Source organism: Robiginitalea sediminis (genome assembly GCF_002198115.1).
Lineage (GTDB): Bacteria > Bacteroidota > Bacteroidia > Flavobacteriales > Flavobacteriaceae > Robiginitalea > Robiginitalea sediminis.
The window spans coordinates 252030-270093 of the sequence record NZ_NGNR01000004.1 but is presented as its reverse complement, the minus strand read 5'-3'; the positions used below and the strand labels follow the sequence as shown (position 1 = coordinate 270093).

Genomic DNA, 18064 nt, shown 5'->3' with positions numbered 1-18064 from the left:
TTTTTTATACTACCCATATGGCAGACCAGGAAAACAAACCCCAACAGAAGCAGATCAATATCGAGCTGGATGAAAACATGGCCGAGGGTACATATTCCAACCTGGCTATCATCAACCATTCGGTGTCGGAATTTGTGGTCGACTTTATCAGTATCATGCCCGGCCGCCCCAAGGCTAAGGTGCGAAGCAGGATTATCCTGACTCCCCAGCATGCTAAGAAGTTCCTGAAGGCACTGGGGGAGAACGTCCAGCGTTTCGAGCAGGCGCACGGGGCGATCAAGGATTACGATCAACCCCAGATTCCCTTGAATTTCGGACCCACGGGGGAAGCCTAACCCCACTCCCTGAATTACAGGCTACCGGACCCATACCCCGAAGCTGTGAGCGACGCTTACCTATTTACTTCCCAACGCTTAGGCTTCAGGCCCTGGCGGGAGGACGACCTCCCGGCCTTTGCTGCGATGAACGCGGATGCCGCGGTCATGGAGCATTTCCCCAAAACCCTGAACGTTGAAGAGTCTGCCGCCTTCCTGGCGCGGTTGCAGGACCAATTCCAGGAGTATGGTTATTGTTATTATGCGGTGGAAATAAGGGAGACCGGGGAATGGATCGGATTTATCGGCCTGGCGTATCAGGCCTATAAAACTGCATTTACCCCCGCCGTGGACATCGGGTGGCGGCTGGTTCCGGGTTCCTGGGGCCAGGGCTATGCCACAGAAGGAGCGCGCAGGTGTCTGGAACATGCCTTTACCGTTTTGAATCTGGACCGCGTGATAGCGACCTGTACCCTTTCCAACAAACCCTCCGAACGGGTGATGCAAAAACTGGGGATGAACTGCCTGGGTCACTTAAACCACCCTAAACTCAAAGGATATCCGGAATATGAACGGTGTCTGTGTTACGGGATTGAGCAGGCCGAATGGTGGGATTTGTAAGGCTTAGCGTGCCAGCTCAACAGGAATACGGCCGGGAACCCAGTACGTTTTTCCGTTAAAAGGTATTGGCAGGGGGGTGCCCCCCCCGAACCCAAAAGTTACAGGCCCTCGCAGCAACGACCTTGCAGTTTCTATGCAAACTCCGAAGTAAAGTGCAGCTTCACGCTCGGGTATTTGTCCCGGGTCATCTGCAGGGAAAAAGCGGAATCCGCCAGGAATACGAGCTGGCCTTGTTTGTCCCGGGCCAGGTACTTCTGTTTTACACGGATAAATTCTTTGTATTCAGGGTTTTCCGGGTCGTCCGGATCTACCCAGCAGGCCTTGTGTACCGGGAAGTTTTCGTAGGTGCATTTGGCCCCGTATTCATGCTCCAGGCGGTATTGGATCACCTCGTACTGCAGCGCCCCTACGGTGCCGATCACCTTCCGGCCGTTCAATTCCAGGGTGAAAAGCTGGGCCACCCCTTCGTCCATGAGCTGGTCTATACCCTTGGCCAGTTGTTTGGCCTTCATAGGGTCTGCATTGTTGATATAGCGGAAATGCTCGGGAGAAAACGAGGGAATGCCCTTATAGTGCAGGATTTCCCCCTGGGTAAGGGTATCCCCGATCTTGAAATTCCCCGTATCGTGCAATCCTACAATATCCCCGGGGAATGAGGTATCCACGATTTCCTTTTTCTCTGCGAAAAAGGCATTGGGACTGGAAAACTTTAGGTTCTTGCCCAGGCGTACATGCAGGTAAGGGGTATTGCGCTGGAAAGTCCCCGAAACGATTTTCACAAAGGCCAGGCGGTCCCGGTGTTTGGGATCCATGTTGGCGTGAATCTTAAAAACGAACCCGCTCATCTGTTCCTCCGTGGGCAATACCAGCCGTTCCTCCGCCTGCTTGGGTCGGGGGTCCGGTGCGATGTCAACAAAACAGTCCAGCAATTCCTGAACCCCGAAATTGTTGAGGGCGGAACCAAAAAAAACGGGTTGTAATTCCCCTTTCAGGTAGGCGTCTCTGTCGAATTCCGGGTAGACCCCGCCTGACAGTTCCAGGTTGTCCCTGAGGTCCTGAAGGGCTTTGCCTCCAATCTGTTTTTCGAGTTCCGAATCCTCCAGGCTCCGGAATTCGGAGCGTTCCTCCCTCTTTTTTTTGCTCGCCCCCCGAAACAGCTGGATGTTCCCCTCGTAAATGTTGTAGATCCCCTGGAAGTCGTACCCCATCCCGATCGGGAAGCTCAGGGGGGTAACCCGTAAGCCGAGCTTTTGTTCCACTTCGTCCAGGAGGTCGAAGGCATCTTTCCCTTCCCGGTCCAGTTTGTTGATAAAGACAATCATGGGGATGTTGCGCATCCGGCAGACCGAAACCAGTTTTTCAGTTTGTTCCTCCACCCCTTTGGCAACGTCTATAACCACAATAACGCTGTCCACGGCGGTCAGGGTGCGGAAGGTATCTTCTGCAAAGTCCTTGTGGCCGGGGGTGTCCAGGATATTGATCTTCTTATCGCGGTAACGGAAGGCCAGGACAGAGGTGGCTACGGAAATCCCTCTCTGGCGTTCGATCTCCATAAAATCGCTGGTAGCCCCCTTCTTTATTTTATTGCTTTTAACCGCCCCTGCTTCCTGTATGGCCCCTCCGAAGAGCAGGAGTTTTTCGGTTAAGGTGGTTTTCCCGGCATCCGGGTGGGAGATGATCCCGAAGGTCCGTCGTTTCTTTATTTCTGCGCTAAAGCTCAAGGGTACTTAAATTTTGTGCAAAAGTACCAAAAACCCGCATGCCTCTCACAAGGGGTTGCTAAACTCCTTAAATCCGGGAAGAAGGGGTTTTTATTTCCTGGTATTGTTTCGATAAAAACCAAGTATTCAGGGATTTATGGAATTTCCTTTTTTTATTTTATCGATGAAATGCGCATTTGATGCAAGGTGCTTTCCGTGTAAATGGGGTCATTTGTCGAATATTGGAGCCTTTTAAAGATTTCAACCCCAATTACGCGCGGAATTCATTGGAGGGGCCATGTATTCCGCCTATATTGCGTAGTGCAAAACGGACCCCCCAAGTCCTTTGCACCAACCTGACCTACCATGCCGTGGTGACCGTTATTCCTAAACGATCAACTATGGTGAAGCTTTCCTCTACGCCCCTCAGGAATCGCCTTTATTCCTTAAGGGTATTGCCGTTTGTTTTATCGGCAGCCCTATTCTTATATGCCTTCGATGGCCCCATGTGGTTTAATTCGGACCCCACCCTGGATTTTGACGGGGATGGTATTCAGAACCAATTTGATATTGACGACGATGGCGACGGTATCCTGGATATCGTGGAAGACGCAAATACGGACGGCGATGGGGACCCGGCAACGCAACCCACAGACACGGATGGCGATGGGATTCCGGATTACAAGGACCTGGATTCGGACAACGACGGTATTCCAGACAACACCGAGGCCCAGTCTGCTATTGCCATAGTGGTCCCTTCCGGCCTGGATACAGACGGGAACGGGCTGGATGACGCCTATGAAAGCAGCCCGGGAAGCGGCGAAGGCCTTACCCCGGTAGATACAGAATCCGACGGGGTGGCGGATTATCGCGATCCGGACTCCGACAATGACGGCATTTTGGACGGGGTTGAGTCCAGTACCTTAAGTACCGATTACGATTGCAGCACAGTGCCTAACCTGAGGTTCGACCAGGAGCCTGTCCTGGAAAGCGGAACCGCACTTGCTGAAGGTTCGGTTTACCGGTTCCCCAATATTGGGGCCGGCCTGGACGCCCTGGTTGCCATTGAGCGCCTGAACGGGGCAGAAATCGCCTTCCTGGACCAGAATGCAGTAGACCCGGAATTCTTTAAACCAGAGATATTTTTTACCACATCGGCAACTGAGCGCCGGCCGTATGCCGACTTACGGATTACCCTGGTGGTCTCCGGAACCAATACCCCGCAGGTTTTGCCGGAACTTATCGCAAATTTCCTGGACGTGGACGGAAACCTCCAATACCAGGAATTTAACCGTTTTGACACTCCTGCCTCCTACACCTTCGACAACCCCACCGAGATTGTGATTAACAATACCGTAGGGGGGTTATTGATAAACGGGGGAACGCAGGAATATGACGGCATATCCAATGGCGTCCCGAGCGTTAACCTGGCGGTGGAGTTTGTGGACATTTCCACCTTTGTCTTCCGCTTTGGAATACAGGCTTCCATTACCGGCAATTTCACTACCTCTGTTGCCCGGCAATCCGGGATACAGTTTTCATGCCTCGATAATTTCGAGGACCCCCAAACCGTAAACTTCAACCAGGACGTGGATTCGGATGGAGACGGGTGGCCGGACCGGGTGGACCTGGATTCGGACAACGACGGGATCCCGGACAACGTAGAGGGCCAGCCCACGGAAGGTTACATCCCGCCCAGCGGGGAGGATGCCGACCAGGACGGTCTGGACGACGCCTATGAAGGCGCCGGGGATGAAGGGGTAACCCCTGAGGATACCGACGCAGACGGCACGCCGGATTACCTGGACGAGGACTCAGACAATGATCTGGTTCCGGACAACAACGAGGGGAACGATTTTAACTTCGACGGTCAGCCGGACTGGACCTTTACCGGCACGGACACGGACAATGACGGCCTGGACGACGGATACGAAGGCTCGGATGTGGACGACGGCTTCGATGTGAACGACGAGATCGACGACCCGGCCAATGACCTGCCGGATACCGATGGCACAGAAGACGTGAACTACCGGGATGCGGACGACGACGGGGACGGGACGCCCACCGATGAGGAAGACCCGAACGGGGACGACGACCCGACCAACGACGATACGGACGAGGACGGCACGCCCGATTATCTGGATCCGGATAACCCCGGCCCGCCGGATACCGATGGGGATGGAGTGGTAGACCCCATTGACCTGGACGACGACAACGACGGCATCCTGGATACGGTGGAGGACCCGAACACGGACGGGGATGACGACCCGCTTACCAACCCGCAGGACAGCGACGGGGACGGTTTTGCCGACCACCTGGATATTGACTCGGACAACGACGGGATCCCGGACAACGTAGAGGGCCAGCCCACGGAAGGTTACATCCCGCCCAGCGGGGAGGATGCCGACCAGGACGGTCTGGACGACGCCTATGAAGGCGCCGGGGATGNGATGGCACAGAAGACGTGAACTACCGGGATGCGGACGACGACGGGGACGGGACGCCCACCGATGAGGAAGACCCGAACGGGGACGACGACCCGACCAACGACGATACGGACGAGGACGGCACGCCCGATTATCTGGATCCGGATTGTGAGGGATGTGACCTCCCGGATGCGATAGACGACAATGCGTTCACCCCGGTAAACACCCCGGTTGAAATTGATGTGCTTGCCAATGATATCAATGTACCTTCTGATGGTTCCCTGAGTGTGACTGACCCAGCCAATGGTACGGTAACGGTGGACGACAATGGAACGCCTAATGACCCGAGCGACGATGTGGTAACCTATACCCCGAATCCGGATTTCCTGGGGACAGACACGTTTGACTATACCCTTTGTGATGCTGACGGTAACTGCGATACAGCCACTGTTACGATTTCAGTAGAGGATTCGGACATGTTTCCGGATGCCGTAGACGATGCCGTCACCACCCCGGTAAATACCCCGGTTGATATCGATGTATTGGCCAATGACGTAAATGTTCCCACAACAGGTACCCTGACCGTTACAGACCCGGCCAATGGCACGGTAACGGTGGACGACAATGGAACGCCCGATGACCCGAGCGACGATGTGGTAACCTATACCCCGAATCCGGATTTCCTGGGAACAGACTCTTTTGAATATACCCTTTGTGATGCTGACGGTCGCTGCGACACAGCTACTGTCACGATTTCGGTAGGGGATTCGGACATGTTACCGGATGCTGTGGACGATGCCGTCACCACCCCGGTAAACACCCCGGTTGATATCGATGTATTGGCCAATGACGTAAATGTTCCCACAACAGGTACCCTGACCGTGACAGACCCGGCCAATGGTACGGTAACGGTGGACGACAATGGAACGCCTAATGACCCGAGCGACGATACGATAACCTATATACCAGACACTAATTTCACCGGTATCGATACCTTTTCGTATACCCTTTGCGATTCGGAAGACAATTGTGACACCGCCATTGTAACCGTGGAGGTCACTCCTGATGAGGATACCGCCATTATCGTATTTGAACTGATTACGCCCAACCAGGATGGCCGGAACGACTTCCTTTTCATCCAGAATGTGGAACTGGCGCGCAATAATTCCCTGCGTATTTTCAACCGCTGGGGGGTTGCCGTCTATGAAGGGAAGGATTACGATAACCAGTTCAATGTCTTTGACGGACGCTCCCGCGGGCGTTCTACCGTAAGTGTGGAAGACTATCTGCCCACCGGGGTATATTTCTATATATTTGACTACGAGCTTAACGGGCGTAAAGAAACCCAAAGCGGGTATATCTATATCGGCAATAAATAATGATGATGCATACGAAATTCCGACTACTGCTGCTGTTTTTCCTGATGGGAGGAGCCCTGGGATTATACGCCCAGCAGGATGCCCAGTACACCCAGTATATGTACAATACCATGAGCGTAAACCCGGCCTATGCAGGGTCCCGGGGGCAGCTGAGCCTGGCTGCGCTCTATCGCTCCCAGTGGGTGGGTCTGGAAGGCTCCCCGGAAACCTTTACCATCAACCTGCACTCGCCCATCCGGAATTCTCGGGTGGGGTATGGAATTTCCATCGTTAACGACAATATTGGCGATGGGGTGGTACAGGAGACCTACATCGATGCGGTGGTTTCCTATACCATCGATGTGTCCCGGGATGCACGTCTGTCTTTTGGCCTTAAGGCCGGCGGGAACTTGCTGAGCCTCGATTTTAATGGCCTGCGCAAGTTTCAGGAAGAAACTGTGGATGCCGACAACATCGACAACAGGTTTACCCCGAATTTCGGCTTGGGTATTTACTACCATACAGACCGTTTTTACGCCGGATTGTCGGCCCCGAACCTGCTGCAGTCCGAACACTTCGACAACTCGGCGGGCTCTGAGGAGACCTTCCTGTCTGCAGACCGGATTAACTTCTATATGATCACCGGGTATGTCTTTGATTTGAACGGGAACCTGAAATTCAAACCCGCCCTGCTCACCAAGGTAGTAAGCGGTGCACCCTTACAACTGGACCTCTCGGCGAGCTTCCTCTTTAATGAGAAATTCTCCTTTGGGGCAGCGTACCGCTGGGATGCCGCCATAAGCGGTTTGGTAGGCTTCCAGCTCAACGAACAGCTCATGATAGGGCTGGCGTACGACCGGGAGACCACAGAATTGGGCGGCACGCAGTTTAATGACGGTTCTTTTGAGGTCTTCCTGCGCTGGGAACTCGTCCGTTCCTTCGAACGCCTAATCTCGCCACGATTCTTTTAAAGGCCCTCCACCATGAAGCCCATTTACCGCCTTTTTACTTTTTTTCTCCTTTCAGGAACAACCCTAATCGCACAGGAAAGGGCCCTGGACCGGGCCGATAGCCAATACGAGCGTTATTCCTTCAAGCTGGCCCAGGATATTTACCAAAAAGTATTCGACCGGGGTTATATGGATGCCGAGATGCTGAAGAAGCTGGGCAATACCTATTACTTTAATGCGGAATATACCCAGGCAGCCCAGGTGTACGACAGCCTCATAAGCCGTTTTAGCGGGGACGCGGAAGCCGAGTATTATTTCCGGTTCGCCCAGGCCCTGAAAAGCCTGGGGGAGGAAGGCCGTGCCTCGGATATGATGGCCGAATTTGCCCGGAAAAGCAGGTCCCTGACCGATGCCCGGGTACAGAAGTACGAAGCCCGGGAGGACTATCTGGCGTCTATCGAAGCAAACTCGGGCCGGGGCTCCCTGGACACCTTTTATTTTAATTCTTCCTATTCCGACTTTGCCCCGGCTTTTGGTCCGGACAGCAGCCTTATTTTTTCCTCAGACCGGGATACAGGCAACCTGGCACGCTATCGCCATACCTGGAATGCCCGCGATTTCCTGGACCTTTACCGGGTAGACTCCCTTACCCGTAAGGGAAGCACGGTTACCAAAGTGGACGGGGTCAATTCCCGCTACCACGAATCGACCTCTGCCCTCAGTGCCGATGGGAACACCCTCTATTTCACCCGTAACAACCTGGTGGAAAACAAAAGGGCTTCTGACAATGAAGGGGTGGTGCGGCTCAAGATCTATCGGGCCCTGAAGGTAGATGGGGCTTGGGCCTCCATCGAGGAACTCCCCTTTAACGATGATAGTTATTCGGTAGCCCACCCTGCCCTGAGCCCGGACGGCAAGGTGCTGTACTTTGCCTCCGACATGACCGGAGGGCGCGGGCAATCCGACCTCTGGCGGGTCCAGATCCGGGAAGATGGAACCTTCAGTTCCCCGGAAAACCTGGGTCCTAAAATCAATACGGAGGCCCGGGAGACCTTCCCCTTCGTTTCGGCGGACAATGTCCTCTATTTTGCATCGGACGGGCACCCTGGGCTGGGCGGCCTGGATATTTTTGCCACGAAGATAGAGTACCTGCCCTATGGGGGCAAAGTCCAGAATGTGGGGCGGCCGGTAAACTCCGAAATGGATGATTTCACCTTTATTATATCGGACAGCCTGGGATACTTTGCCTCAAACCGCCCGGGAGGTATGGGTGATGACGACATCTATGCCTTCAGGCAACAACAGGCCCTGGAATTCGACTGCATCCAGAAGATAACCGGTACCGTGCGGGATCGCTTTAGCAACGAACCCCTGAGTGGGACCACCATCAGGGTGATCGACGAAGAAAACAACGAGGTAAGCAGCAGCATCACCAATGCAGACGGGGAGTATGAAATCCTTGTGGATTGCAACCGCGGCAACTTTATCCGGGCAACCCGGGACCAGTATATCCCTTCCGAGGAGTTCCTCGAGCCGTCGGACGGGAAGCCGCGTATTGTGGACTTCTACCTGGAACCGGAAAACGTACTTGCCGGGCTGGGCGACGATTTAGCCAAGCTGTTGCAGCTCAGTACCATCTACTTCGATTTTGACCGATACAACATCCGCCCGGATGCCGAAATCGAAATCCAGAAAGTGATTGCGGCCATGGAGAAATACCCCAGCCTTAAAATCAAGGCTAATTCCCATACGGACAGCCGCGGCCCCGATGCCTATAACCTCTGGCTTTCGCAAAAAAGGGCCGAAGCCACGGTCAACTACATGATATCCAAGGGGATTTCCGCAGACCGCCTCAATGGGGAAGGGTTCGGGGAAACCCGCCTGATCAATGCCTGCGACGATGGGGTAAGCTGCACGGAAGCCGAGCACCAGCTCAACCGCCGCTCCGAGTTTATCATCCAGGATTGACCCCTTCAGAAGTCCTGTTCACAGGGCGCTTATCGACCAATAACACCCCGGGAATCCCGGGGTTTTTTAGGGCCTAACCCCATGTTAGGAACCCTTCACCCTACAATAAAGGTACTTCACAACAAAAGTTTAAGGGGCCGCGAGGGGTCAGTTACATTTGTTTGCGTGGTGTGTTTTCTCCAGACACCCCGCACGCAATTGGAGTAACCATGAAAATAATCATCAAGGGAATCGTAGGGATGGCCTTCTGCCTTTTCGGCATGACCGCCTTGCAGGGTCAGGAGACCTTCCGGGACACGTTTTCCTCTGTTTCATATTCCCAGAATAATGGTACCCAGTCTTTTAGTACGGACTGGGCTGAGCAAGGGGATGATAATTCCCCATCAGGTGGGCGCATTGAAATCAACAGCAACCAACTCCGTTTTCAGAATATGGATGGCGCCACCATTAGCAGGGACCTCAACCTGGCTGGGGCTACCAGTGCCACATTGACGTTGGATTTTAACCGGACCAGCGGAAATGAAACCATTGCGGTGCAATTATGGGATGGGTCTGTGTACAATACGGTGGCCTTCCTTGGTGGCTCCGGGACTTTGAATTACACCCTGACGGCCGCCGAGCGTAATGCGGATGCCTCCATCCAATTCGTTACGGCCAGTGGTGGCTGGAGTACTTCGGAAACCATTTTCATAGACAACGTCCAATTTACCGCGACTTTTGTCCCGGCCATAACCCTGGACGAGGTAACGGTGGATGAGGGGGCCGGGACGGTCACCCTTACAGCAACCCATACAGGGGTAAGTGCCGGCGGGCCCTTTACAGTAACCTATACGACGGCCGATGTAACGGCACTTGCAGGAGCCGACTATACGGCTTCAAGCGGGACCCTTAGCTTTTCCGGAACGGTGGGGGATACCGAAACTATCATTATACCCATTACTGACGACACCCTCTACGAGGGCGACGAGGCCTTTGAGGTCCAATTGACCGGCACCTCCGACCCGTCTGTCCTGATTTCTGATACCGGCACGGCTACCATTACGGACAATGAAGTGATCCTGGACGATGTGCCCCTGTCCCTCTACCGGAACCTGAACGGGAATTATGATTACACCACCGCGGGGGGGAGTTTCCGTACAGCACATAACAACGTGGATCCCTGTGCCATAACCTCCACATCCAATGCAACCCTTACGGCTGGCATTCCGGTTGGGGCGACCATTAAGGTGGCCTATCTGTTCTGGTCCCACTCCGGGGCTACCCCGGATTCCGAGGTGACCTTTGAAGGACAGAATGTGGCGGCTAACCTGGCGTACAGCGCCGGCTTTAGCGGCCGTACCTTTTACGGCTTCCTGGCCGATGTCACCAGTATAGTTTCGGGTATTCCCAACCCAATGGCCAATACCTTCGACATGACCGACCTGGACATCGATACCTCTGCTGCCTATTGCGGTACGGCAACGGTGCTCGGGGCCTGGTCCTTGATGGTGTTCTACGAGGAAGGCAGCCTGCCGGCCTCCACCATTAACCTGTATTATGGGTTTGATGTGACCCAGAATGCCGGGACCTCCTTTACCCTCGATAGTTTTTATGCCATTAGCGCAGCCGGAAGTAAAGCCACCTTCCTCTCGTATGAAGGGGATGATACCCTCGATGGCTCCAGCGGCGGATCGACCAACCCGGAGGAACTCTCTATTACAAACCAGCTTGGTTTTAATTTTATCCTGAGCGGGGATGGGGGGCAGACGGGCAATAATGCTTATAACTCCACCGTATACGATGAACTGGCTGGGGTAAACAACACAGGTATTTACGGATTGGACCTCGATACTTACGATATTGCCTCCTTTGTGAACCCGCTGGACACCCAGGTTACCGCCAATGTGGATGTGGGCCAGGACCTTGTTATCTCCTCGGCTGTGGTCATCCGGGTGCCTTCCAACCTGATATCCGGAACTGTTTTCGAAGACCTGAACTATCCGGGCGGTGCAGGCCGCAGCTTGGTGGCTTCCGGGGGCGTGGGAATCCCCAACGCCACGGTAGAATTGTACGATGCCCTGGGTACCTTGCAGGCCACCACCACTTCCGATACCAGCGGGGATTATTCCTTTGGGGGGATGGCAGACGGCAATTACCGGATCCGGGTTTTGAATGAATCGGTCCGATCTACCCGGGCCGGGGGTACGGGTTGCACAGACTGTTATGCCGTCCAAACCTTCCGAACCGAATTCTCCGGGGGGTCTCCCACGCCGGTAACCAACGAAGTGGGAGGGGCCAATCCAGCCGCTACCGCAGATGCAGGCGCCGGCACCCTTACCGGGGCACAGACCGTCTCTCCTGTACTTATCCTTGGGGGCGGGACCGGGGGCATCCATTTCGGATTCAATTTTAACACCATCGTCAATACCAATGAAGAGGGGCAGGGTTCCCTGGAACAGTTCATCGTAAATGCCAATGCCCTGGACGAAAGCGGCATAGACATAGAGGCCAACGGTATCTTTGACCCCGCTGCAGGGCAGGATGTTTCCGTCTTCATGATTCCCCCAACGGGCGATGCCCTGGGCCGGACTGCCGATGGCGGGTTTAACGGTTCTTATTTCGATATTTTTATTTCAAACGGGGTAGATCCCACGGACCTTACCGGGGATAATATCCATATAGACGGGCGCACCCAAACCGCCTACAGCGGCGATACCAATTCCGGGACCGCAGGATCCGGGGGAACTCCCGTGGGTACCACAGGCGTTTTGTTACCGGATTACGAGTTGCCCGAAATCCAGATCCACCGCAATGCCGGGGATGTCCTGGTAAACGAAGGAAACAACAATGTGGTGCGCAATGTTTCCGTTTATGCCAACAACAATGCGGGGATCCGGATAGATAATGGCTCCCTCAGCGTCCTCTCGAGCCTGCTTGGGGTAGATGCCACGGGGGCGAATGCCGGTAATATCGATTTCGGGATCGAGAACCAGGGGGGAGACCTGCTGGCCGATGGCAACTATATTGCAACCAATACAGATGTGGGTATTCTGGTTGCCGGAGGCACCTCCAGCATCATTCAAAACAACCATGTATTCGCAAACGGGGATGGTACCTGCGACGATAATATCCGGATCGAGGGCGGTGCAGGAAGCGTTACCATCACCCAAAACCTGATCGAGGACGGGGCTTCCCTGGGGATTGATGCCGCTTCCTCCTCCGGGAACCTGAGCATTACGGAAAACACCATTACAGGCTCCGGACAGGTCCCCGGCAATTGCGGGGGAGGACCGGAAAACATGGGGCTTGAGCTGGCCGGCAGCAATTCCAGCGTGAGTAATAATATCATTTATTCCAATGGCGGCGCCGGCCTGGCTACCACGGGGAGCGGCACAGGTAACCTGTTCAGCCAGAATTCCTTCTATGCCAATGGTACCGTCTCCGACGCCCTGGGGATTGACCTCGACGGAGACGGGGTTACCCTGAACGACTCCGGGGATGCAGATTCCGGCTTTAATAACCTGCTGAATTTCCCGATCATTACCGCGGTATACCTCTCAGGCTCCGATGTGGTGATCAAAGGCTATTCCCGCCCGGGTGCCATCCTGGAGTTCTTCTTCACCGACATCAATGAGGGCACAGCCTCGGCTGGGGATAACCAGCTGGGGAACACGGTGGATTATGGGGAAGGACAGGTCTATATCGGCACCGTAACCGAAGGTTCCGGGGCAGACCTGGATTCCGGGAGTTCCTCTTACACCGACATGGACGGCAATACCGATACGACCAACCGCTTCCACGTGCAGATCCCGATAGCGCCCGGAACTACTTTCGGGGAATGGATTACGGCCACTGCTACAGTATCGAATAGTACCTCGGAATTTGCACCCATGTCCCAAATCCGTATCCAGTCCATCATTACCAACCGCAGGATTACCTACAGGGTGAATCCGAATTGAGAAAGCATTTGGCGCAGTTCTCAGGCATAGAGTCATGACCAGGAATTCCGGAATAACCATAAGTAAAACCACCCGATCTGCAGTGCTCACCCTGCTGATGGGATTTTTTGGGTCCGGAGTTCTGCTCTTTAGCCAGACTACGTTTACCGAAAGTGCCTCTGCATTTAATCTTGACCTGGGAAACGGAAAGGACGGGGGACACGCCTGGTCGGATTTTGACAGGGATGGGGATCTGGATGTACTGGTTTTAGTCAACAGTACCTCCAGTAGAGCCTATTTAATGCGCAACAACGGCAATGGGACTTTTACCAATGTGCAGGCATCCCTGGTGCCCGGAATGTTGTCGGACCGCGCAGAACGCCAGGCTGCATGGGGAGATGTCAATAACGACGGCCGCCCCGACTTCCTTATGAATTCCTCCGGTACGAGCAGTAGCACGGTAGCCATTCAGATCTATATTCAAAATGCCAATGGCACCTTCGGGGATGGTGCCGGTGGAACAGCGCCCATTACGGTGGGTGAAAACAGCAGTCATACCATTACTATAAACCCACTGAATACCGAAGGCGCAGGGTTCTTTGATTTTGAAGGAGATGGAGACCTGGATATCTTTTTTGACAGCCATAATTACGGAATAGAATTATTGCGCAACAACTACATTGACCACACCACCAGCACAGTTGTGAATCCGCCTGCCGCAAGCCTTTTTACCCATATAACCCCTGGGAATGGGAATGGGGTGGTAGAATTTGGACTCAATCAGTTTGCCAGTGATGGAGATTATGGAACGGCGGCCGATGTGGACGACGATGGCTGGGTGGATATCTTTATGCGCAAGCGGAATGAGAACGACTTTTTTCTGAACCAGGGCGGGGTTTTCACCAACGGTTCTGATCTGGCCCAGGCCAACAACAACAATAAAGGGGGTAACGGGCTCTGGGATTTGGACAATGATGGCGACCTCGATGCCGTGTGGACCGAAAACGATTTGACTCAGATATTCCGTAATGACGGCGCCGGGATATGGACCCCTCTGGGAGCTGCTGTATTTCCCGGACTGCCCCAGCCATCCAATACCAATACCGGGAATTCGAGTAACCGAATCGATGCCTTGGCCGGTGGGGACGTAGACAACGACGGAGATATTGACATCCTATTGGTAGGAAATAACCGCAGTTATCTATATATCAATCAACTAAATAGCCCCACGCCAGCCCCGGGCGTTGTGGGAAGTGGCAGTCCCATGACGTTTGCACTGGATCCGGAAACCTTCAACTCTCAGAATGGGGAAGGAACTACCATGGTAGATGTGGATGATGACGGGGACCTTGATATTTATATGAACATAAACGGGACCAATCAACTTTTCATCAACAATCTCCCGGCGGCCAATCGTAATAATCACCTGCTTGTTAATGTCACTGAGGACCGAGCGGCCAATGGCGATACAGGCGGGTTTCCGGGTCGGGTGGCTATTGGCACCAATGTCCTCATCCGCGATTGTGCCGGCAATATCGTCAGTGGACTCCGTCAGGTCAATGGCGTTTTCGGACATGGAACACAACAACCAGAGCTGGTGCATTTCGGTCTCCCACTGGGCGAATCCGAAACGTATATAATCGAGGTGCGTTACCCCAATTTTAATGATCCCGACGAGGGTATTACCAGACTTATAGCCACTACGGTAGCTCAGCCTTCTACCATTCCGGGAACGAACCATTTCGACATGTCTACCACGGATGCGGAAATTATCGAAAACCTCAATGCTCCTGTGGCCGCAGATGACTACATACGCGTCGATTACGGGACTTCTTTTTCCGTTCAGATATCCCTTTTCGACAATGACTTCGAGCCGGATGGAGAAGTAATGAGTCTGGAAAGTATTACCCAGCCCGCCGTAGGGACAGTAACTATTGACGACGTAAATTTGGGGATAGTGACGTATACGTATGCTGGGGGTGCGCCTTTTCAGGGCACGAATTTTACATACACGGTATCCGATGCCACTGTCTCCCTCTGTCCGGCCCTGGGATTGGACGATACTGCTACGGTATACCTGTTTGAACCTTGTGCGGACCCCACCGGTGTAGACTCCGATGGGGATGGGATTAATGATCTTTGTGATTTGGACGACGATAACGACGGCCTTTCGGATTGCACAGAATCTTCGGACGCTGTTTCTTCCTATTTTGCATGGAATCTGAATACTCCCACGGGTACGTTGGCCCTGGATACATTTGGAGATCCGGACTATTCCGTTTGGGTTTTATCTGCGAGTTCGGAAATGACATTTAGCGGAATCACAACTTCCATTCCCTATAGTGCGGTTCAACTACGGGATATTGCATCGGAATCCCTGGGCGAAGCACTTTCATTAGGGGAATATGCACAGGTGAGCTACCAGACATCGGACGAGGTTATCAACCCCGCTCTGACCGATGTCACCTGGGGCTGGTACCAGCCTTCTGTGGGGGACTCATACAGGATGAGTTTACTGGTTTCAGATGACGGTTTTGCAACCTATGAGACCCTGGCGCATGACGTCCTGGCCACGGATGACGGCTCGGGTTACGCCACCTTTGATATCATGGATTCAACTGAATTCAGGATGCTGCCAAATACCACATACACCTTCAGGATATATTTTTATGGTCAGATTGACGATTCTTCTCAGGACTTTTCGCACTTTGACGACTTGCGCTTTTCCTTTTCGGCATGTCGCAGTCTTGACACAGATGCAGATAGTACTGAAGACCATCTGGATGGTGATTCCGATGATGACGGATGTACAGATCCAAACGAGGCGTATGGCAATCTCTCGACCGATCCGGATAATGACGGGATTTATGGGAGCGGTACTCCCACTGTAGGTTCAACAGGTCAGGTTTCGGCAGCTGCCTATAGCGCCCCAGTGGATGGAGATGGAAATGGAACCCCAGATTATAGGGAAATCAGCAATGTGCCTGTCATTATCGACCATCCTTCCGATTGGTCGACGTGTCTGGGATGTACCACCAGTTTAGTCGTAACATCTAGTGGGGCCACTAGCTATCAATGGCAGTATTTTGATGGATCCAATTGGGTTTCTATTTCGAACGGCCTGGAATACCAAGGGGCTACTTCCAGTACTTTACAGGTAAATATTCCCGGACAAGACAAAAACGGGTTGCGCTTCAGGGTATTAGTGGGTAATAGTGGATATATCTGTGGTCCACTCATTTCTTCGGAAGCCTTGTTGACCCTTCAAGTAGGATCGGTGATAACCAACCGCAGGATTACCTACAGGGTGAATCCGAATTAATACGGCCAGAGGGGCATGTATCCCCTTGGAATCCCTACTCTATTACCGGGTCCCAGGCCCGGTTTTTTCATCCCTTCCGTTCGTCGATGAGCGACCGTTCTACATGCTTTCATCGACAAAAAACATCGTTTTGTCGACAGAAATAGGCTGTTTAACTTCAAAAAAGGGGGGTTAGACTGTGAATTTTTACCAGTACACAACAATAATTTTCACCCGCTGGGCTTCCCTCTAATTTTGTAGGGTAGAGTGGACTATACTCATTTCAGTCCAATCCAAATTAAACCGAATGAAGCCAGACAGCTACACCGAGATTCCAAGCCACATCCATCGCAATTCGATTGGGTGCGACCAGATTATCAGCGCTCTTTCGGCATTGAACCGCTACGTAATACTTTTTGGTAAGCACTAACCAGCTCCGATGACTACTACCAAGACTTTCCTGATCAAAACCAGTACCATGAAACAACTCTGTGTACTACTGCTTTTCATGTTGTTCTCCGGGATGGCCTACAGCCAGACCACGGTGAACCTCGCCGACCAATGCAATTGCGAGGTGTTAAGCGGGACAGCCGTAACCGCCCCGGGGCTTACCAGCCCTACCGGTGCTGATACGGGGGATATTTATGTAAACACCAATACCGGTACCATTTATTATTGGGACGGGGATTCCTGGGAGCTGACTTCCACAGATTCCAATACCACCAATGTGAGCTTTGCCGTGGTGGGTCCGGACCTGGTCCTTACCGACAGCGATGGGAATACGGTCAGTGTTCCCATGGCCGATATCGGGGCAGCGGTAAATACGGATGACCAGAACCTGAGCCTCAACGCCAATACGCTTTCCATCGAAGATGGGAACAGCGTAGACCTGAGCCCCTATTTGGATAATACAGATAATCAGACTGCAGCCGAAGTAGGGTTTGACAATACCACCAGCGGCCTTACGGCCACTAATGTCCAGGATGCGATTGATGAGATCAACGCCCTGGCGGGAACGGTATCCCTGACCGACAACGGGGACGGCACTTACGACTTTACCGATGCTGCTGGCAACACGACCACCATCAGCGACACCTCCCTCTCTACGTTGATAGACAATGGGGATGGTACCTATACCTATACCGACGAATCCGGAGCCACCCAGGTAATCGACACAAACGCTTCATCCAACCCCTACGACAATACTACCAGTGGTCTTACGGCCACCAACGTACAGGATGCGATCGATGAGATCAACGCTTTGGCGGGAACCGTTTCCCTGACCGACAACGGGGACGGTACCTATGACTTTACCGACGCTGCTGGCAACACGACCACCATCAGCGACACCTCCCTGTCTACGTTGGTTGACAACGGAAACGGTACTTACACCTATACTGACGAGAGCGGCGCCACCCAGGTAATCGACACCAATGCTTCATCCAACCCCTACGACAACACCACCAGCGGCCTGACGGCCACCAACGTGCAGGATGCGATCGATGAGAT

General features: G+C 53.3%; 7 protein-coding genes and 2 pseudogenes. 8 read left to right on the top strand and 1 reads right to left on the bottom strand.

The window, feature by feature from the left end; genetic code table 11:
• Window positions 1-17: 17 nt before the first annotated feature.
• A complete protein-coding gene (locus CA832_RS13670) occupies window positions 18-335 on the top strand; it encodes a DUF3467 domain-containing protein (RefSeq protein ID WP_088342196.1) in 318 nt (105 codons plus the stop codon).
• A gap of 45 nt (window positions 336-380) precedes the next feature.
• A complete protein-coding gene (locus CA832_RS13665) occupies window positions 381-935 on the top strand; it encodes a GNAT family N-acetyltransferase (RefSeq protein WP_088342195.1) in 555 nt (184 codons plus the stop codon).
• Window positions 936-1066: 131 nt separating this feature from the next.
• Here the strand turns inward: CA832_RS13665 and CA832_RS13660 are convergent, their stop codons facing one another.
• The gene (locus CA832_RS13660) at window positions 1067-2656 is read right to left on the bottom strand and encodes a peptide chain release factor 3 (protein ID WP_088342194.1); all 1590 of its coding nucleotides are present in this window, start codon (window positions 2654-2656) and stop codon (window positions 1067-1069) included.
• Between the two features lie 380 nt (window positions 2657-3036).
• On the opposite strand from CA832_RS13660, the pseudogene CA832_RS15315 reads away from it, so the two are divergent.
• From CA832_RS15315 to CA832_RS13630, 6 genes and pseudogenes are all read left to right on the top strand, one after another.
• Window positions 3037-6440, top strand: a pseudogene (locus CA832_RS15315) (Ig-like domain-containing protein).
• A 5-nt stretch (window positions 6441-6445) separates the two neighbouring features.
• Entirely contained in the window at window positions 6446-7390 is a 945-nt protein-coding gene (locus tag CA832_RS13650; RefSeq protein ID WP_394335757.1) for a PorP/SprF family type IX secretion system membrane protein, read from the top strand.
• A gap of 12 nt (window positions 7391-7402) precedes the next feature.
• Window positions 7403-9337 (top strand): OmpA family protein, encoded by a 1935-nt coding sequence (locus CA832_RS13645; RefSeq protein ID WP_088342192.1) that lies wholly within the window; start codon window positions 7403-7405, stop codon window positions 9335-9337.
• Between the two features lie 209 nt (window positions 9338-9546).
• Window positions 9547-13275, top strand: a complete 3729-nt coding sequence (locus tag CA832_RS13640; protein ID WP_233131833.1) for a beta strand repeat-containing protein — start codon at window positions 9547-9549, stop codon at window positions 13273-13275.
• An 82-nt stretch (window positions 13276-13357) separates the two neighbouring features.
• Complete coding sequence (locus CA832_RS13635; protein WP_158211941.1) at window positions 13358-16576, top strand: FG-GAP-like repeat-containing protein; 3219 nt, start codon at window positions 13358-13360, stop codon at window positions 16574-16576.
• 457 nt (window positions 16577-17033) lie between these two features.
• A pseudogene (locus CA832_RS13630) lies at window positions 17034-18064 on the top strand (hypothetical protein); the annotation flags it as partial.